Origin of the sequence: Acinetobacter sp. FL, assembly GCF_040744925.1 — a bacterium.
In the GTDB taxonomy this organism is placed as follows: Bacteria; Pseudomonadota; Gammaproteobacteria; order Pseudomonadales; family Moraxellaceae; genus Acinetobacter; species Acinetobacter radioresistens.
Window position 1 is genome coordinate 1,067,587 of record NZ_CP160437.1, and the last position, 19,528, is coordinate 1,087,114.

At 41.6% G+C, this 19,528-nt stretch carries 15 protein-coding genes and 1 pseudogene; 13 read left to right on the plus strand and 3 right to left on the minus strand.

Features of this window, described 5'->3' with window-relative positions; translation table 11 throughout:
- The first annotated feature begins 60 nt into the window (after positions 1 to 60).
- The 5 genes from ABZP31_RS04820 (at position 61) to ABZP31_RS04840 (ending at position 4,804) form a co-directional block, all read left to right on the plus strand.
- Positions 61 to 381 carry a hypothetical protein gene (locus tag ABZP31_RS04820; RefSeq protein WP_248134080.1) on the plus strand — a complete coding sequence of 107 codons (321 nt, stop codon included), beginning with the start codon at positions 61 to 63 and terminating at the stop codon, positions 379 to 381.
- A 326-nt stretch (positions 382 to 707) separates the two neighbouring features.
- Positions 708 to 1,874, plus strand: coding sequence for an ATP phosphoribosyltransferase regulatory subunit (locus ABZP31_RS04825; protein WP_248134081.1), 1,167 nt, complete (start codon positions 708 to 710; stop codon positions 1,872 to 1,874).
- 70 nt (positions 1,875 to 1,944) lie between these two features.
- Positions 1,945 to 3,264 (plus strand): adenylosuccinate synthase, encoded by a 1,320-nt coding sequence (locus ABZP31_RS04830; protein ID WP_075040065.1) that lies wholly within the window; start codon positions 1,945 to 1,947, stop codon positions 3,262 to 3,264.
- 144 nt (positions 3,265 to 3,408) lie between these two features.
- Entirely contained in the window at positions 3,409 to 3,717 is a 309-nt protein-coding gene (locus tag ABZP31_RS04835) for a phosphoethanolamine transferase domain-containing protein (protein ID WP_005014961.1), read from the plus strand.
- 307 nt (positions 3,718 to 4,024) lie between these two features.
- Positions 4,025 to 4,804, plus strand: a complete 780-nt coding sequence (locus tag ABZP31_RS04840) for a M48 family metallopeptidase (RefSeq protein WP_005014959.1) — start codon at positions 4,025 to 4,027, stop codon at positions 4,802 to 4,804.
- A 51-nt stretch (positions 4,805 to 4,855) separates the two neighbouring features.
- Here the strand turns inward: ABZP31_RS04840 and ABZP31_RS04845 are convergent.
- Together ABZP31_RS04845 and crp are read right to left on the minus strand one after the other, a co-directional pair.
- Positions 4,856 to 5,905, minus strand: a pseudogene (locus ABZP31_RS04845) (NADP(H)-dependent aldo-keto reductase).
- A gap of 240 nt (positions 5,906 to 6,145) precedes the next feature.
- Entirely contained in the window at positions 6,146 to 6,862 is a 717-nt protein-coding gene (gene crp / locus ABZP31_RS04850; RefSeq protein WP_005014956.1) for a cAMP-activated global transcriptional regulator CRP, read from the minus strand.
- A gap of 146 nt (positions 6,863 to 7,008) precedes the next feature.
- On the opposite strand from crp, the gene ABZP31_RS04855 reads away from it, so the two are divergent.
- A complete protein-coding gene (locus ABZP31_RS04855; RefSeq protein WP_248131100.1) occupies positions 7,009 to 7,431 on the plus strand; it encodes an OsmC family protein in 423 nt (140 codons plus the stop codon).
- Between the two features lie 236 nt (positions 7,432 to 7,667).
- Entirely contained in the window at positions 7,668 to 10,247 is a 2,580-nt protein-coding gene (gene clpB, locus ABZP31_RS04860; protein WP_248131099.1) for an ATP-dependent chaperone ClpB, read from the plus strand.
- Between the two features lie 69 nt (positions 10,248 to 10,316).
- Here the strand turns inward: clpB and rlmKL are convergent, their stop codons facing one another.
- Positions 10,317 to 12,521, minus strand: a complete 2,205-nt coding sequence (gene rlmKL, locus ABZP31_RS04865) for a bifunctional 23S rRNA (guanine(2069)-N(7))-methyltransferase RlmK/23S rRNA (guanine(2445)-N(2))-methyltransferase RlmL (RefSeq protein ID WP_248134083.1) — start codon at positions 12,519 to 12,521, stop codon at positions 10,317 to 10,319.
- 301 nt (positions 12,522 to 12,822) lie between these two features.
- Here rlmKL and ABZP31_RS04870 point away from each other — a divergent pair, with 301 nt between their 5' ends.
- The 6 genes from ABZP31_RS04870 (at position 12,823) to ABZP31_RS04895 (ending at position 19,491) form a co-directional block, all read left to right on the plus strand.
- Entirely contained in the window at positions 12,823 to 13,158 is a 336-nt protein-coding gene (locus ABZP31_RS04870; RefSeq protein WP_248134085.1) for a hypothetical protein, read from the plus strand.
- A gap of 221 nt (positions 13,159 to 13,379) precedes the next feature.
- A complete protein-coding gene (locus ABZP31_RS04875; protein ID WP_005025396.1) occupies positions 13,380 to 14,396 on the plus strand; it encodes an aspartate carbamoyltransferase catalytic subunit in 1,017 nt (338 codons plus the stop codon).
- 10 nt (positions 14,397 to 14,406) lie between these two features.
- Complete coding sequence (locus ABZP31_RS04880) at positions 14,407 to 15,642, plus strand: dihydroorotase (RefSeq protein ID WP_005025398.1); 1,236 nt, start codon at positions 14,407 to 14,409, stop codon at positions 15,640 to 15,642.
- A 202-nt stretch (positions 15,643 to 15,844) separates the two neighbouring features.
- Positions 15,845 to 17,305, plus strand: coding sequence for an OmpA family protein (locus ABZP31_RS04885; RefSeq protein ID WP_034593673.1), 1,461 nt, complete (start codon positions 15,845 to 15,847; stop codon positions 17,303 to 17,305).
- Positions 17,306 to 17,598: 293 nt separating this feature from the next.
- A complete protein-coding gene (locus ABZP31_RS04890; protein ID WP_005405562.1) occupies positions 17,599 to 18,621 on the plus strand; it encodes a lysozyme inhibitor LprI family protein in 1,023 nt (340 codons plus the stop codon).
- Positions 18,622 to 18,708: 87 nt separating this feature from the next.
- Positions 18,709 to 19,491: a Rossmann-like and DUF2520 domain-containing protein gene (locus ABZP31_RS04895; RefSeq protein WP_005405644.1), complete on the plus strand. Its 783-nt coding sequence runs from the start codon at positions 18,709 to 18,711 to the stop codon at positions 19,489 to 19,491.
- Positions 19,492 to 19,528 lie beyond the last annotated feature (37 nt).

The window sequence follows — 19,528 nt, forward strand, 5'->3', positions numbered from 1 at the left end:
GAAGGACCACCCGCCAAATATTTACAACACGGTCTTTAACTTTTTCTTGGGGATAATACGATGTTTTTACTGATGTGGGCTTTTATTGCTGTATTAATATTTGCGGTCATTTTTCTGTTCTGGCTAAACTTTCGCAAAGAACAGAATATGGAAACGGACTTGGATCAGCAACACCATCTGGAAGAAAAAATTGTTCTTCTGGAAGGGAATCTGAAACGTACGCTAGAAATCATGCAGGAACTGGTTAAAAGTGTACATGCTGATCGTGAAATTCTTAGCCAGACCGTAACTAAACTAAATGCGCTCGAACAACAAAATGCAGAGTTGGTGATTTTGCTTAAAAAATACCAGGCTTTGCTTGGAAAGACTGAACTAAAATAAAAGAGTAAAATTGATAATTTATATTTAAAACCGACTTTATAATTTTGAATTTTCAAAAATTCATTTTGTGCTTTGAAGTCTGATACAAAATATAAAGTGTAGTTGCTCTCTGTATGAAAAGTTTAGACAGTAGAGTAAAAGCTCGGTAAAAGTCTCTGTTTTATTTCATTAAACATAAAAATTAGGCCAAACTTAGAAAGCTTTTATAAAACTGAAAAACTCTGGTGCATGACTGAAATGATCGTGCTAAGATAGGAGAAATCGGGTGTGTTCCCGATTTTTTTATGCGGATCATTTCCGCGCTGACAAGAATTTAGGTTTACCGCATGCCCATTTCAGAGACATGGTTATTACCTGATGGTGTAGCTGATGTATTGCCAGAACAAGCGCAAATAATTGAAAAACTGCGCCGTAAAGCTTTAGATTTCCTCGTCTCACGAGGTTATCAGTTAGTCTATACACCTTTTATAGAATATATCGAATCTCTATCTTCTCTTTCAGAAGCAAATCAAGACCTGGACCTTGCCACTTTCAAGGTAATTGACCAGTTAACAGGCCGGTTACTAGGTATACGTGCAGACATGACTCCGCAAGTAGCCCGTATTGATGCACATGTGCGTCCGGTAGAAGGTGTAGCTCGCTATTGCTACGCAGGTACTGTCTTGCATACTAAACCTCAGGGTTTTAGTGCCACCCGTGCACCGCTGCAACTGGGTGCCGAGCTTTTTGGTTCAGAAAGTATAGATGCTGATGTTGAAATGGTTGACCTGATGATCAACCTGATTCAGAAAGCTGGCCTGACTGATGGTATTCACCTGGATCTGGGCCATGTAGGACTGTTCCGTAGTCTGGTAAAACAAGCGGCCTTAAATAAAGCTACTGAACATCAACTTTCGGATTTATACCAGCGCAAAGCTCTACCGGAGCTGGCAGAATTTACCCAAACACTTCATTTTGGTTCAGATTTCTATGCACTTGGACGCTATGCCAGTGATCTGGGTGCTTTAGAAGCAAATTTAAGTGCTGAAATTTTAAAGAATGCAGCCTTTAAACAGGCATTTGATGCAGTGAAAACTACGCAGTCTGAAATTCAGGCACGCTGGCCGAACCTGCATATCGGTATCGACGTAGTCGAACTGCGTTCTTACCATTATCATACTGGTCTGATGTATGCCGTGTATGCGCCAAACCGTGCAGCACCACTGGCACAGGGTGGCCGTTATGATGGTATTGGTGAGCATTTCGGACGGGCGCGCCCTGCAACTGGTTTTAGCTGTGACTTATATGCTTTAAGTGCAGGCCAGTTTAATGAGTTAAGTATTGTTGTTGCCCCTAAAGGTACCGATACCGACTTGTTAAAGATGATTGAGCGGTTACGTACAGAAGGGCTGAGTGTAGTTCAGCTGCTTGGACAAGATGACTTGAGTTCTGTGCCAAATGCAACACACCAGTTAGTGCAAGTTGCAGGTCACTGGAATCTCGAAAAAATTTAATCGCCTGTTTGAATGTTCATGTCATTCGAACTGGTTTTCAATTTTAACAGCATGATGTAATGAGGCTATTATGGGCAAGAATGTTGTGGTACTTGGTACCCAATGGGGCGACGAAGGTAAAGGTAAAATCGTCGATCTGCTCACTGATCAGGCGGCTGCAGTTGTTCGCTATCAGGGTGGACACAATGCGGGCCATACACTAGTGGTCGGTGGTAAAAAGACTGTTTTACACCTCATTCCATCAGGAATCTTGCGTGAAAATGTTCTGTGCCTGATTGGCAACGGTGTGGTGCTTTCTCCAGCAGCACTAATTGAAGAAATGAGCATTCTGGAAAAAGAAGGCGTACCGGTAAAAGAGCGCCTGCGTATTTCTCCTAACTGCCCACTTATTTTGCCTAACCATATTGCCCTTGACCAGGCACGTGAGAAAAAACGCGGTAATGCTAAAATCGGCACGACCGGTCGCGGTATTGGACCTGCGTATGAAGACAAGGTTGCACGTCGTGCCATCCGCGTTGCTGATCTGGTACGCGGTGGCGAGGCACTTAAAGCTCAACTGACTGAGCTTCTGGATTATCATAATTTCCAGTTAACTCAATACTATGGTGTTGAAGCTGTAAATCTTGAAGATGTACTTACACTTTGTGATCAGTGGCGTGAAGTTATTGCTCCGTTAGTTGTGGATGTAACTACTGAACTGCACAACTACCGTAAAAATGGTGAGAACATTATGTTCGAAGGTGCACAAGGTTCTCTGCTTGATGTAGACCATGGTACATATCCGTTTGTGACCTCATCAAATACTACCGCTGGTGGTGTAAGTTCAGGTTCAGGTCTGGGGCCTTTGCATTTAGATTATGTATTAGGTATTACCAAAGCTTATACCACACGTGTAGGTGCAGGACCGTTCCCAACCGAACTGGTTTATGATGCAGCTGCTGATAAGGGCGATGCAATTGGTAAACATCTGGGCACTGTCGGTCATGAGTTTGGTGCTTCTACTGGACGTCAGCGCCGTTGTGGCTGGTTTGATGCTGAAATTCTGCGCCGTTCTGTTGATGTAAATTCGCTTTCAGGTATTTGCCTGACTAAGCTTGATGTACTGGATGGTCTGGAAGAAGTAAAAATCTGTGTAGGCTATGAAGATACAGATTCTGGTTGTGTAGGTTCATCTGATGCACTGGCATATGAAAACCTGAAACCCATTTACGAATCTATGCCGGGCTGGACTGAGTCAACAGTGGGGGCTACCAGTGTTGATCAGCTTCCTGCCAATGCAGTCGCCTATATCAAACGTATTGAGCAGCTGATTGAATGTCCGATTGACATCATTTCAACTGGTCCGGACCGTGCAGAAACTATTGTATTGCGCCATCCGTTTGATGCCTAAATAATAAATGGTTAAAAGCCTCGCTTCAGCGGGGCTTTTTTATGTACACCAAGCTACTCACCGACTAAAGTCGTGCTGTAAAAAATGTACAGGCTGATTAATCTGCCTTTTAAAATCTTTAGTTGAATATGTTCAGGAAAGAAAATGCAAAGTAACACGTCTAAGACCATGTTTTACTCATTGCTTTTTGCCATTGGCGGCGCACCCACATTAGCGATGTGGATGATTTACATACAGACTAATGGTGCTCTTGAACAACACTGGACAACTTTGCTGGCTTTATCTTTTGTACTGGCTGCGATCATTGCGCCTCTCATCCTGATTCAGAATTTTTATATATTATGGAAACGAAAAAAAGTTGATATTGAGGACAAGATTGAGCCAATTGCCCACTTTTATTTTGTACTGGATCTGGTGTGTTTGGTATCATGGATTCTTATCAGTTTTCTCTAATAATTCTATCCGGTTAAGATGACCTGATTTATTTGAGATAGATTTTGAAAATAATAGAAAACAAGCAATAAGCTCATTTTGTAAACCAAGACATGAGTGATATTAACGAAAACATCATGCCTTAAGCAGTTTGAACACTGATGCGCTTAGCCATTGGCTCTAAAGAATACCTTTATAATCAAAAAATACTAATTACATAAATCCTATGATTATGAAGCGTTTATATATTTTAAGGTGATGACGCTTTCAATATAATGCATCTGTTTATATTGAGGATGACCGTGTCATCCATGTGGAGAGCATTATAATGAACAACAAAATTCTACTCAGCTTTTTTGCTGCTGGTGCAGTGACATTATCAGGATGTAGCACACTTGCTGATTTTGCCGGCGCAGATACTGCGACCCTAAATGCAACAGCCGCACAAAGCTATAATCAAATGGTGCAGGAAGCACGTGCTAAGAATCAGCTAGATACGTCTTCAAGTACTTACCGTCGTGTAAATACTGTATTTAACCGTTTGCGTCCGTATGCTGACCAGATGAACCAGACTGGTGTGAAATTTGATTGGCAGCTAACTGTTTTGAAATCTGACCAGATTAATGCCTATGTTGCACCAGGCGGTAAGGTGGTGGTCTATACCGGTATTGTCAACAAGCTTAACCTGACTGATGCAGAAATTGCTGCAGTTATGGGTCATGAAATGGTCCATGCCCTTGAAGAGCATGCTAAAAGCAAGATTGGTGCACAGGCTTTAACTGGTTTGGCATTAAATGTAGGCAAGGCTTATGCGGGTGATGCTATTGGAAGCCTAGGTTCAGCAGCGCTTGACTTGGGTGCTCAGGTAGGCGTGGGTTTACCCTATTCACGCAGTCTGGAAAGCCGTGCCGATCAGGGTGGTTTAATATTAATGGCACGTGCTGGCTATAATCCGCAAGCTGCGATTACCTTATGGGAAAAAATGAACAAGCTTGAAGGGGCAGGTGGCTCTTCATGGTTATCGACGCACCCATCAAATGGTGAGCGTATTGCTGCAATGCGTAAGAATCTGCCAGCAGCACAGGCAATTTATAATCAGCGTAAATAAAATTGATTTTATAAAAAGGATGCCACGGCATCCTTTTTTTATTGGGCTGCGTTAAGGCGCCGGATTAGGTTGCTGCTTATGAATTTCCTCTATACCTTTCAGAATTTCTGGACTCAAATCTATTTTAAAGGCATCTACATTTTCTTTAAGCTGATCCAGATTGGTTGCGCCAATAATTGTTGAGGTGACAAAGAACTGCTGCTTAATAAATGCCAGTGCTAGCTGCGTTAATGTTAACCCATGCTTTTCTGCAAGCAAAGCATACTGTTCGGTGGCCCATTCGGATTGCGGGTTAGAGTAGCGTGAAAAACGCGAGTAGAGTGTTACCCGTGCATTTGCAGGTCGTGCGCCATTGCGGAATTTGCCAGTCAGATAACCGAATGCCAGTGGGGAGTAAGCCAGTAAGCCGACACCTTCATATTGGGCAATCTCTGCCATGCCAATTTCATAAGTGCGATTTAATAAATTATAGGGATTTTGAACACTTACAAATTTTTCTAGTCCCATTTTTTCCGCTAATTGTAAAAATTTCATGGTCCCCCATGGGGTTTCATTGGAAAGGCCAATATAGCGGATACGACCTTTCTTAATTTCATCATTTAAGGCAGTAAGTGTCTCTTCTAGTGGAGTAACCTGGTTAGATAGTTCTACATGCTGGTTACCATAACCAAGTTGACCAAAAAAATTGGTCGGACGCTATGGCCAGTGTAATTGGTACAGATCGATATAATCAGTTTGTAATCTTTGTAGGGATTGGTCTAGTGCAGTAGAAATGTCTAAAGCAATAAAACGGGTATTACCATTACGAATATGGCTACCGCCTTGAGAGGGGCCTGCAATTTTAGAAGCCAAGAATAATTTATCACGGCCACCATGCTGGGAAATCCAGTTACCAATAATACGTTCAGTGGCACCTTGGGTTTCTGGTTTAGGCGGAACCGGATACATTTCTGCAGTATCCCAGAAGTACAGACCTTGTTCTAAAGCATATGCCAACTGTTGGAAAGCTTCGGACTGGGTATTCTGCTCACCAAAAGTCATGGTACCTAGGCAGATTTCTGGTAATTTAATCCCTGTCTGGGCAAGTGGATGAAATTTCATAATGATCCCTTTAAAATTCTGTTATTAGCATAATACAGGGTATAGAGATAGCCAACTTGGTCTTAAGGTTAGTTAAGCGTTGCCTGATCTACAAATTCTGGATGAAAAAATAGTACTCGACACAATAATGAGAAATAGATAACTAACTGGCCGATAGTATGAGAATGGTTCATAGAATATTTACCAAGAAAAAGGCAAATCCGAAGATTTGCCTTTAATTCAATAGATAAAAACTAGAGTTTATTCTTCATCTTCAGTATCAAAATCTGAGGCAGATGATTCATTATTCTGTTCAAGTGAACTATCAAAGATCAGTATCGCTTTACCTTCTGTTTCAATCATACCTTGCTCCTCAAGAGTTTTGAGGACACGGCCAACCATTTCACGTGAGCAGCCTACAATACGGCCGATTTCCTGACGGGTAATACGGATCTGGCGGCCATTAGGTAAAATCATGGCCTCAGGCTGAGATGCCAGATCAATCAGGCAGCGCGCAATTCGTCCAGACACATCAATAAAAGCCAGATCAGTTACTTTACGTGTAGTGTTTTTCAGGCGACGCACGAGCTGGGCAAATACTGCATAGCTTAAATCGGGAAATTGTTTACTCAGTTCATGAAAATTCTCATAACTAATTTCTGCAATTTCACACATCTCCCGGGTACGAACTTCAGCTGTACGTTGTGGATTGGCTTCAAAAAGCCCCATTTCTCCGAAAAAGTCACCTGGATTTAAATAGGCTACCACAATTTCACGGTCATCATCTTCGCGCAGTACAATAGAAACAGAACCTTTAAGGATGAGATATAAAGATTTGGATTCTGTACCGGCATCAATAATGGTAGTACGTTTTGGAAATCTGTTAATTTTTGCTCGTTTTAGTAGTGCTTTCACCGATTCAGGTAGTTGACCTGGAGAAAGGGCGTCAGTACTGAGTTGTGAAAAATTAGAATTCATGCCTAGAGTTCCGAAGGGGATAATAAGAAGATCGCACAAGACCTAAGATGAACTTGTCACACAGCAGAGATGAAATTCCTTATCAACTCGTTTTATGTTAGTGTACAGGTACTTGGTAAATTTATAGCTTTTTTTAGGTAGTTGCAATGCAAACAAGTGTTCATTGGCTAGAGAATGTTGCTTTCGAAGCTAAATCTGAAAGTGGTCATAGTGTCGTCATGGATGGGTCAGGGGAATATGGTGGAGAGAACCGTGGACCGCGCCCGATGGAACTTATCCTGATGGGATTGGGTGGATGTGCTTCATTTGATATTGTGACGATTCTGAAAAAATCTCGCCAAGATATTCAGGACGTGGTGTGCCAGCTTAAAGCTGAACGTGCTGATACCATTCCTGCTGTATTTACCAAAATTCATCTGCACTTTGTTGTGAAAGGTAAAGATATAAAAGAAAAACAGGTTGCCAAGGCAGTTGAGCTTTCTGCTGAAAAATACTGTTCTGCCAGTAAAATGCTTTCCGATGGCGGCGTAGAAATTACTCACGATTATGAAATTATTGAAACGGTTTAAGCAGTCTAGACTGCCTAAATCAGCATGCCGGTTTCTACCGGCATTTTTTATTGTTTATTTTTATGAAAAAGAACTCCCTATACTTGAAACCTTCATGATGTGAGCTCATATTATAACTGAAATCTAATGTTTTTGTTTTAATAAGCTTTTGAAAAATATATATAATTCTGTTTGAATTTTACAAAAGTGTTCCCATCTATTACTCAAGTACAGAATTGTTGTGAGGAATAACAAGAATGCGATTCGAAAAATTTACTAACCGGTTACAACAGGCTCTATCTGATGCCCAGTCTCTAGCAATGGGTAAAGATCATACTGCAATTGACAGTATCCATATTTTGGCAACTTTAATTGAGGAACCTTCCAACTTAAGTTTGCTACAACAGGCAGGTGCCAATCTTCGTGAACTACAGCAACGGCTTGAAAAAGCCTTAAATGATGCGCCAGTGTTATCTAACCCCACTGGAGATATTAATTTAAATCCTGATGCTGTAAAAATATTAAATCTGGCTGACCGTTATGCACAAAAGGCGGGAGATGAATTTATATCTACCGATTGGGTCATGCTGGCACTAGCAGAGTCAGGAAATAGTAAAACTATTTTAAACGGAGTGGGCGTAACTGCAGAGACGCTACGTCCCGTAATTGAAAAAATTCGAGGTAGTGAGAAAGTCATGAGTAATAATCATGAAGAACAACGCGACTCATTAAATAAATATACCATTAACCTCACTGAACGTGCACTGGCCGGAAAACTTGATCCGGTTATTGGCCGTGATGATGAGATTCGTCGTACGATTCAGGTCTTGTCACGACGTACCAAAAATAACCCGGTACTGATCGGTGAACCCGGAGTAGGTAAGACAGCCATTGTAGAGGGCTTGGCTCAGCGTATTGTAAACGGTGAAGTCCCAGAAAGCTTGAAAGATAAACAGGTACTGTCTTTAGACTTGGGTTCACTTCTGGCTGGTGCAAAATATCGTGGTGAATTTGAAGAGCGCCTGAAAGCGGTTTTAAATGACCTGGCTAAACAAGAGGGTCGGGTGATCCTGTTTATTGACGAGTTACATACACTGGTAGGTGCAGGTAAAACCGATGGCGCCATGGATGCAGGTAATATGCTCAAACCTGCTCTAGCCCGTGGTGAGCTGCGTTGTGTGGGTGCTACTACACTCGATGAATACCGTCAGTATATTGAGAAAGATGCGGCACTTGAACGTCGCTTTCAGAAAGTTCTTGTAGATGAACCAAGTGTAGAAGATACCATCGCAATTTTGCGTGGTTTAAAAGAACGTTATGAAGTGCATCACGGTGTCAAAATTTTGGACTCGGCGATTATTGCTGCAGCGAAAATGTCGCATCGTTATATTACTGACCGGCAGCTGCCGGATAAAGCCATTGACCTGATTGATGAGGCAGCTTCACGAATTAAAATGGAGCTGGACTCTAAGCCTGAAGCTTTGGATAAACTGGACCGTCGTCTGATTCAACTGAAAATGCAGCTTGAAGCCGTTAAGAAAGATGAAGATGCCGGAAGCAAGCCTGAAGTCAACTATCTGGAAAAACAGATTGAGGAAGTTCAGAAAGAATATAATGATCTTGAAGAAGTATGGAAGGCTGAAAAAACGCTGGTAGAGGGAACCAAAAAAGCACAGGTGGAGCTGGATCAGGCTCGGGTTGCTTTAGAAAAAGCCCAACGTGAAGGAGACTGGGCTGAAGCCAGCCGTTTGCAATATGGTGTTATTCCGGAATTGCAAAAACAGCTTGAGCAGGACGAAGTGATTGAAGACCACGAAGAGCCTAAATTGCTGCGTAATAAAGTGACTGATAATGAGATTGCAGAAGTCGTCAGTGCTGCCACAGGTATTCCTGTCGCGAAAATGCTGCAAGGTGAGCGTGAAAAACTGCTGCATATGGAAGAGTTTCTGCATAATCGCGTAGTTGGGCAGGATGAAGCTGTAGTTGCGGTATCTAATGCTGTTCGTCGTTCACGTGCCGGATTGTCAGATCCAAACCGCCCAAGTGGATCATTCCTGTTCCTTGGCCCAACGGGTGTAGGTAAAACAGAATTAACTAAAGCTTTAGCGAATTTCCTGTTTGATAGTGACGATGCCATGATCCGGATTGATATGTCTGAGTTTATGGAAAAACATTCAGTCAGCCGCTTGGTAGGCGCACCTCCAGGTTACGTAGGTTATGAAGAAGGGGGGGTATTGACTGAAGCAGTACGTCGTAAACCTTATAGTGTTATTCTGTTTGATGAAGTCGAGAAGGCTCATCCAGATGTCTTTAATATTTTATTACAGGTACTGGACGATGGCCGACTGACTGACTCGCAAGGACGAGTGATTGACTTTAAAAATACTGTCATTGTAATGACTTCGAATCTGGGCTCACAAGATGTTCGTGAACTGGGTGAAGGCGCCAGTGATGAAGAAATGCGTTCTGTGGTTATGAATGCAGTAAGCCATCATTTCCGTCCGGAGTTTATTAACCGGATCGATGAGCTGGTGATTTTCCATTCACTGAAAAAATCACAGATTCGTGGTATTGCTGACATTCAACTGGAACGTTTACGTTCACGTCTGGCTGAACGCGATATGAGCTTGACAATAGATGATACAGCCTTTGATCTGTTAATTGATGCAGGTTTCGACCCGGTGTATGGGGCACGTCCATTGAAACGTGCTATCCAGTCACAGGTAGAAAATACTTTGGCACAAAAAATTCTCTCTGGTGAATTCCAGGCTGGAGATAATATTTTGATCAAAGGGGAACATGGCCATCTTGAGTTTGATAAGCTCAAACTTAACTAAATTTGTATAAAAAAGCCCACATTCAATGTGGGCTTTTTTATTTTATACATAACTTTATCTAGATAAAACTTAATTTACTGGATAATGCTGGATTTTCCAGGCACGGTGAATTTTCTGATTGCGTTTGAAATCCGGCCCGATAGTCTCCTGAGTGATCTCTTCAATATCAAACATGGCTTCAATTTCTTCATCCATCTCGAAACCGCGGTAATTATTTGAAAAATAAAGCGTACCTTCGGTTGTAAGACGGTTCATGGCACGTTTAAGTAATGAAACATGGTCACGTTGTACATCAAAGGTTCCGTAGAACTTTTTCGAGTTTGAGAAAGTGGGCGGATCAATAAAAATCATATCATACTGTTCATGGCCTTCTTTTAGCCACTCAAAACAGTCACTGGCAAAGAACTGGTGCTGCTGGTCAGGATGGTCAACAGTTAATCCGTTTAAAACAAAATTTTCTTTAGACCAGTTTAAGTAGGTATTTGACAGGTCTACACTGGTTGTACTGGCTGCCCCGCCGAGTGCAGCATGCAGGCTGGCTGTAGAAGTATAACTGTACAGATTCAGGAAGTGTTTACCTTTAGCTTCACGGGCAATACGTAGGCGCATTTGACGGTGGTCGAGAAACAGTCCGGTATCTAGATAATCTGTCAGGTTCACTAAAATTCTGGCTTGTCCTTCCTGAACAATAAACCGTTTGGACGCCGTACTCTGCTTTTCATACTGTGCTTTACCTGCTTGACGGGCACGAGTTTTAATAAATATCGCATCACGCCCCAAGCCCGTCACTGTCCGGATAGCGGCAAGTGCCAAATTAAAGCGTTTCTTGGCTTTTTCCGGATCAATCGTTTTTGGTGGAGCATATTCCTGCACATGCAGACGGTCACCATACAAGTCAACTGCAACGTTAAAATCAGGCAGATCTGCATCATAAAGACGCAGGCAGAACACACGATCCTTGGTTGCCCATTTTTTCAAGGTTTGCATATTTTTTTGCAATCTATTAGCAAAATCTTGAGCACCTTCAATTTCTACATTTTGAGGCTGCCATTTTTCTAAGAAAGGTATGTTATCGGATGCAGGCTTGATCGTTCCAAAACGAATATAAATTGGCAGCTTACCATTCATCAGGCGTAGAGTTTCAGGATGCTCAAATGCCAGAACATCTGCCTGTTCTACTTGTGCCGCAATTACTGCTGCATACTGGTTAGGAAAGTGTTTCTGTAACTGGCCAGATAAACCGAGATAAAGTGCCCGGTTAGAAGCTTTCTCACCTAAACGTTCGCCATATGGGGGATTGGTGACAATAAATGCAGTTTTTTCAGCCGCATCGAATTCAGGCCAGTCAGCAAGTGTACGTTCTTCTACCTGAATCTGTTCCAGCTGTTTCTCGAATCCGGCGGCAGCAATATTCTGGCGGGTAGCTTTAACTGCTTCCCAGTCCGCATCAAAAGCATAAAATTTAGGTAAAGGCTGTTCAAGTGCCCGCTCGTGGCGTTCTACTGCTTCGGCTTTAAGGGACATCCATAATTCACGGTCATGACCATGCCAGCCATTAAAGCCAAAACGGCGTACCAGGCCCGGAGCCCGGTCAGTCAGAATCATGAGAGACTCAATAATAAACGTACCTGAACCGCACATTGGATCTAAAATAATATCCGGCTTTCTTTTTTCAATACCAGCCTTATGTAATATTGCTGCTGCCAGATTCTCTTTAATCGGTGCATCGGTCATATAGTGACGATAGCCGCGTTTATGCAGGGAATCTCCTGATAAATCCAGACAATAAGTATGTTCAGTTTTACCAGCCAATACATATAAGGTAATTTCTGGTTGCTTTGTATCAATACTAGGACGGCGGCCCACTGCTTCCATAAAGGCATCAACTACACCATCCTTGACACGTAAGGTGGCAAACTGGGTATTGACCTTAATATCACGCTCTACGTGCAGACGGATAGCAAAAGTACTTTGAGGTGCAAAAATAAGTGACCAGTCAAAGCTAAGGGCACCATCATACAGTTCTTCAGCCACATCGCGGGCATCATGACTAAACTCGATTTCCTGGGTATGAATGGGTAACAATACGCGTGAGGCCAGACGTGACCACATACAGATACGGTAAGCAGTCTCCAGAGAACCTTGAAAAACTAACCGGCCTGGTTTGCGTTCTACATTTGACGCACCGAGTTGTGCGATTTCCTCTTCAAGCAAGAGCTCCAAACCATCAGCACAGGTGACCCAATAAGTAGATAAACGTTGCGATGCATTCATGCAAATTTCCAAACCAGACAAGCAAACGACAATTTTAACGTATTTTCGTTGTTTTAGGCGGATGATCTTAAGAAGTTATTTCAGAAATTGTTTATCTTCATTATCCCGCGCATTATTAAAGAGAATGATTTCTCTTGATAAAACTAAACAGGTTTAGACGTAATTCCTTTCATATTTTAAATTTCTGGTATGTATCTTGCTAAATTCTTGAGCATATTAGTGTTTATTTGCCATACAAGCAGATGTACTAACCATGTACAAAACTGACTTAATATTTTTTAAAATAAAACAAGGGGATTTTATGAATATTTTATCTTCAAATCACAGTGATATTTTTTCTATCGCAACTTTAATTTATACACGCTTACGCCGTGTATCTGGACGCGTAATTGATGTGATGTATATGGTGGAAAGTGAAAACTACACTCAGTATGTCATGGAGTTGGCCAAGAAAACGCAGGATGCAGAACTCATCCGTTTGGTAACACGTCTCTCTGCTCTAGTTTGTCCACCAATCATGGCAGAGGTGGAAGCACAAAATAATGAAGAGAGCACTGAGTCGTTTGATAGAGAGGTGACGAAAGAGCCAGATTATCAGGCACAGGTAGCTCATCATTATATTGGTGCACTCAGATAATAATGCTCTAAACAGGGAAGTTTTAAGACTTAATCTGGATTTTTATTTAAATAAAGAAAAATAATTTCTTAATATGAAGAACTGATTTAATTTATCTTTTTGAAATAGATAGTTAATAGTTCATAAAATAAATAATTCTATTAAAAATTTTGAAAAATCTGGCTGCCCAAACTGAGGGAGAATCTATATAATGCATTAACTTAACGTCTAAGGAATCTCTCATGCATTTGGCTGCACTGCATACGCCGAGTCAGATTCAGCTCAATCAATACGGTCATCTTAAACATTTTCTGACCATTGAAGGCCTTTCCCAGCAAACCCTCATAAAAATTCTCGATACTGCTTCTTCCTTTTTTAGTGATCAAAATCAACTCATAACCTCACCTTTACTCGAAGGCCGTACGGTCATGAACCTGTTTTTCGAGAACTCGACCCGCACCCGCACAACTTTTGAAGCTGCTGCTAAACGTTTATCAGCCAATGTACTGAATATTGATATCGCCCGTTCCAGTACATCTAAAGGTGAAACCCTGCGTGATACGCTGTGGAATCTTGAAGCAATGGCGGCCGATCTTTTTGTTGTACGCCATTCATCTTCAGGTGCTGCACATTTTATTGCAAAAGATGTGTGCCCGAATATCGGGATCATTAACGCGGGAGATGGACGTCACGCCCATCCCACCCAGGCTATGCTGGATATGCTTACGATCCGTCGTGAAACTGCCCGGCCATTTGAAGAGTTAAGTGTTGCCATTATTGGTGATATCAAACATTCACGGGTAGCACGTTCGGATGTAGCCGCGCTACAGACCTTAGGCTGTAAAGATATCCGCGTCATTGCGCCGAATACCTTATTACCTTTTGGCTTTAAGGAATTTGGTCCGGAAGTCCGACTTTTTAATAACATGGATGAAGGCGTAAAAGATTGCGATGTCATTATTGCACTTCGCATCCAAAATGAACGTATTGATTCACCTGCACTTTCTTCACAGTCTGAATTTTATAAAATGTATGGACTGAATGAAGACCGGCTGGCATTAGCAAAACCGGATTGTATTGTCATGCATCCAGGCCCAATGAACCGTGGCGTAGAAATCGACTCCAGCATCGCTGATGGTCCGCAGTCAGTAATCTTGCGTCAGGTGACCAACGGTATAGCAGTACGTATGGCTGTGCTGGCACTAACAATGCAAGGGCAGTTAGAAGAGAAAGGTTTGATTGAAGCGTTGGCGATATAAGGGTAAAGAAATGAGTATTGTCAAAATTGAAAATGTACGCGTTCTTGACCCGATCGCCAAAACTGACAGGATTGAAACAATCTTTTTGCAAAATGGTACGCGTGTCGATGCCAGTGATGATGTCGAAAGAACTATTAATGGACAAGGTAAATGGCTTATGCCAACTATGGTTGACCTGTGTGCACGTTTGCGCGAACCGGGTCAGCAGCAGCATGGGACATTAAAATCTGAAGGCCGGGCTGCACGTCATAATGGTATTTTGCATGTGATTACACCGCCAGACTCCAAGCCGATTGTTCAGGATAATGGCTCGCTGATCCATGGCTTACAAGAGAAAGCTATGTTAGATGGTGGTATTTATCTGCATATTATCGGTGCACAGACTCAAGGTCTAAATGGTAAGCAGCCTGCTAATATGGCGGGTCTGAAAAAAGGTGGATGTACTGCAGTTTCTAATGCTCATGCACCTTTTGAGAATGATGATGTAGTTATCCGTACCTTGGAATATGCAGCGGGTCTGGATATGACCGTTGTGTTTTATGCTGAAGAGCCGCAAATTGCCAAAGATGGCTGTGCCCATGAAGGTTTTGTCGCTTCACGCCAAGGCTTGCCTATGATTCCGGTTATGGCAGAGACCGTCGCTATTGCTAAATATCTGCTTATGATAGAGGCAACCGGAGTACGTGCCCATTTTGGTCTGCTGTCTTGTGGCGCATCTGTTGAACTGATCCAGATTGCTAAGGCCAAAGGCTTACCTGTAACTGCTGATGTTGCCATGCACCAGTTGCATTTAACTGACCAGTTAACAGATGGATTCAATTCACTGGCGCATGTACGTCCTCCTCTACGCTCAGCACAGGATAAGGAACTATTACGCCAAGGCTTGAAATCGGGAATAATTGATGCCATTTGTACGCATCATGAACCCTTATCCGGTTCTGCTAAAATGGCGCCGTTTGCAGAAACCTTGCCGGGAATCAGTGCATTTGATACTTATATTCCGTTTGGTATCCAGCTGGTTAAAGAAGGCCTGTTCAGCCCGTTAGAATGGGTAGAAAAAGTAACGCTGGAGCCGGCACGAGTAGCCAATATGGTAAAACGCTGGCAGTCAGAATCAGGCTGGGTACTGGTTGATCCTGATCTGGAATGGACAGTCAGTAAGGAAAATATGCTGTCTAAAGGTAAAAATACACCACTGATTCAGCAAAAGGTGCAAGGTAAGGTTGTAGAAATATTCCTGCCTTAAACAGAATGATATGGAAGAAATAGAAAAGCCAGCATAAGCTGGCTTTCTTATTGAGTTTTTCAGTGATTTATTAAAATTTCTATAACATTTTGTTATTTCTAAAGAGTTTCGCTAGTAACCGTATTAATATTCAGCATAGTATAAAAAACAGCTTATTTTAAATGCATTAATTCCAATAATAATGCCAATAAAAGAGAGAATGATGATGAGTATAAATTTTATTGAATTATTGAGGCAAAAGGTTTCAGCTATTGTTCTAGAAGGTGAGACCACTTATCTGGTAGAAAAGTCTGATGCACTGGCACAATTTTATCCAGTTTTACTGGCCATTTTAAAAGCTCGGCCTGAGCTGATACCTTCTTTAGAAAACCAGTTAAATCCGACTCTAAATGAATTATTCGGACATCATATCGCTCTTAAAGAACAATTTTTAAATCAGGTAAGTGGTAGTATTCCTCATCTCGAAACCGAGCGCATATTAAACCAGTCTATTACACCGACAATGGCTGTTTTAATCGAAGAGGCGGGTAGTCCAGACCCGGAAGCGATCAGACATCTGCTTTATACTCATCAGGATATTATTCTGGCAGTATTACCACACTGGGCAATGGCGCTATTAGCCGGTCTAGGTATTAATCCTGCCGCAGGGGAAACTCTTTATCAGGCGCCACGGGAACCAGATCCGGTCATTATAGAGGATCGAAGAACCAATCTTTTATGGCCATTGATTGGTATTGTTGTTTTAGCAATTTTGGCAGCACTGATGCTCAGGGCGTGTGATGATGATCAAGAGACTGATCAGCAGACTGTAGTCAATGGAACCCAGCCAGCATACTTTCAGTTAACCACTGGAGATGAAGGTGAGTTGATTACCTGCCAAATACGAATCAGTGATTTAAAATATGTAGATATTTTACAAGGCGAGGTTAAGTATACTTTTAGTCATCCTTCTGGTTGTGGTGTAGATACACAGTCTATCTATCATGCAAGTTTTATGAATCAGGATGCTTTACCAAGTGTATTGAAAATCGTACAGGGTGTACCAAACTCTTCAATCACCTGGATAGGTAAAGAAATTAATATCCAGTCTTCCCATAATAGTGATGCACAGAGTCTGGTTAGCCAGATTCGCTTGCTCGTACCAGATATGACTATCACCACCCAACAACCCGTTGCCAGCAATCCTCAGCCAACCCATGCTGGAGTTACAGATGCTGAACGTACCTTATCACAAATTAATCCTGATAATATTAAACCACTAGATATAGCTACCGCACTGAATCTTGAAGTAATTCATTTTGCCAGCGGTTCTGCACAAGTACCGGATGTTAATAAACCGATTCTTGATCAGGCGGCCGCCCTGTTGCAACGTGTGCCAAATGTAGTCGTCACTGTAAAAGGCCACACCGATGCTGAAGGCAGTGAAGCTGTTAATAACAATCTGTCTGTACAGCGTGCCCAGGCTGTAGTGAATTATCTGGTAAGCCGGGGGGTGAGCCCAAGTAAGCTGCAAGCTTTAGGATATGGTCAGGACCAGCCGGTCACTGATAATGCAACCAGTCAAGGCAAATTTCAGAATCGCCGGATTGAGTTTGAAATTTTGAATACGGATACGGGTGTAGTTCGTGAAGTAAATGAACAAGGCGTTAAACCTGCTTCATGATTTTAATATTAGATAAAACAAATATTTTTAAAAAGGTCAGTTAAACTGGCCTTTCTATATCATTTGAATTTTCATATTTTAATGAAGATAAAAATTTAAAATAACGATTGATAGATTAAAGCAGATTTATGCTTGGTGTTTTATAAAGCGCTTTAATAATAAAATATAAAAAAGGTTTATATTATTTTATTAGTTTGAACTGTAGATAAAAATAAGCATGAGAAATCTGGTCAGTTACCTCAAAACCTGATTAAAATACGCCCCATAAAATTACAATACACTCTGGATTAAAGATGAAAAAATTATTAGCCCTATCAATGCTTTCATGTATTGCTGTATTAGGGGGATGTGATGGCTTTAAAAATAAAGATAAGCAGGATCAGGCAGCTGTTCAGGATATGGCAGACTGGAGCTGTACCAATCAGGATAATCTGAACCAGATTCAAAAATACCTTAAAAGTGAATATTTAAAAGAAGTTGAAAAGAACCTCAGGCAGTCTGACTATTATGAAGCAGACCGGGAGCTTCTGGCTAAGATCAACCAGAGCTTAAGATTTGAGGTTAAAAATGTGCGTACTGTGACCGAAGATCCTAAGAATGCGAATCAGTTAAACTGTGAAAGTCAGCTGGTTGTACATTTTCCAAAAGGCTTATTGCAACGTGCAGAAAATGCCTATCAGAAATACCTAGAAAACTGTGAAGAATGTGAGGGCGGAACGACTATAGCTGACTATCTGGAAGAAGGTGAATCAGGTTTATCCCTAAATAATAACCAGTTGCGCGGTACATTTTCTTATGACATTAGCAAGACTGACAAAGAAGGCTTGAGTCTGGATATTCCTAATCAGAACGCAGTCATCGATGGTGTGGTTTTTGTGACGGTAAAAGCAGTGCAATATACAGCTTACGTCAAAGAAAATCAGGAAATTCAAAATTCTATCAAAGAATCTGTTCATGAGAATACTGTCCAGACTGAACTTGCACAAAAAGCAATGGATATCCGCAAAAAAGAACTGGATGCTGAAAAACAGAAGCAGGTAGAACGTTTGAACCAGATTTGGGACAGTCTGACAGAAGAGCAGCGTACTCAGTTAAAGCAAGACCAGTCTGACTGGTTTGAAAAACGTGATGTAGATTGTAAGGTAATCTCGCAGAGAAGTGTTTATCAGATTCCTGAAGCAGAACGCGAGGTTTATCAAAAGCAGTCAAGTTACTGGGATAAAGCCATGGAGCAGCAAAATCAGGATATGCAGTACACCAAATGCTTTAATCAGAAAACTGCTGAACGTAGTGTCTATCTCAATAACCTGTTTTAATGGATGACTGTTGAAAAAAAAAGGGCGGATTGATTCGCCCTTTTTTTATTGGCATGCTAGAGCATTATTTTTCACTATCAGTCTTCTATGCGTATTAGTTTTATCGGTTCAGGCAAGGTAGCGACTCATCTGGCACGGGGACTTGCAAAACAGCATCAAATTGTTCAGGTGTTCAGCCGTAATCTGGATCATGCCAGACAACTTGCAGAGCAATTCAATGCTGAACCAATTGATCAGTATCATGATATCAATTCACAGATTGACCTGATAATTATTGCAGTAAGTGATCAGGCAATTACAGAAACAATTGTTCAGTTAGCTCCGTATTTATCAAGCAGTCTCGTCGTACATACATCCGGAAGTACTGCTTTAAATATCCTATCGCAACATTATTCTCATGCGGGTGTTCTATATCCATTGCAGACTTTCAGTTTTGAACGTGAGATCGACTGGCAGGCTACCCCAATATTTATTGAGGCAACTGAAGCTAAAAACCTGGAAATTCTTAAATATTTGGCAAATAGCCTAAGTCTAAGGATATATAACTATTCTTCAGCCCAGCGTTTAAGCCTGCATCTCGCTGCCGTATTTGCCTGTAATTTTACTAACTATTGTTATGATCTGGCCAAACAGATAGTAGACCAGCAACAGGTGGATTTTTCGCTGCTTTATCCCTTGATCAGTGAAACTGCCCAGAAGGCACTGCAACATGATCCACATTTAATGCAAACTGGTCCTGCAGTGCGTGGAGACCAGAATGTCCTTAATATGCATATACAGCTACTTAATCACGCTGAGCGTGAAGATTTAAGGGAAATATACCAATTGATGAGTCAAAGTATTTTAAAATCACATCAATGTATTAAATAAAAATATTAAATTCGCTCAAACTTGGAGCAGTAAAAAA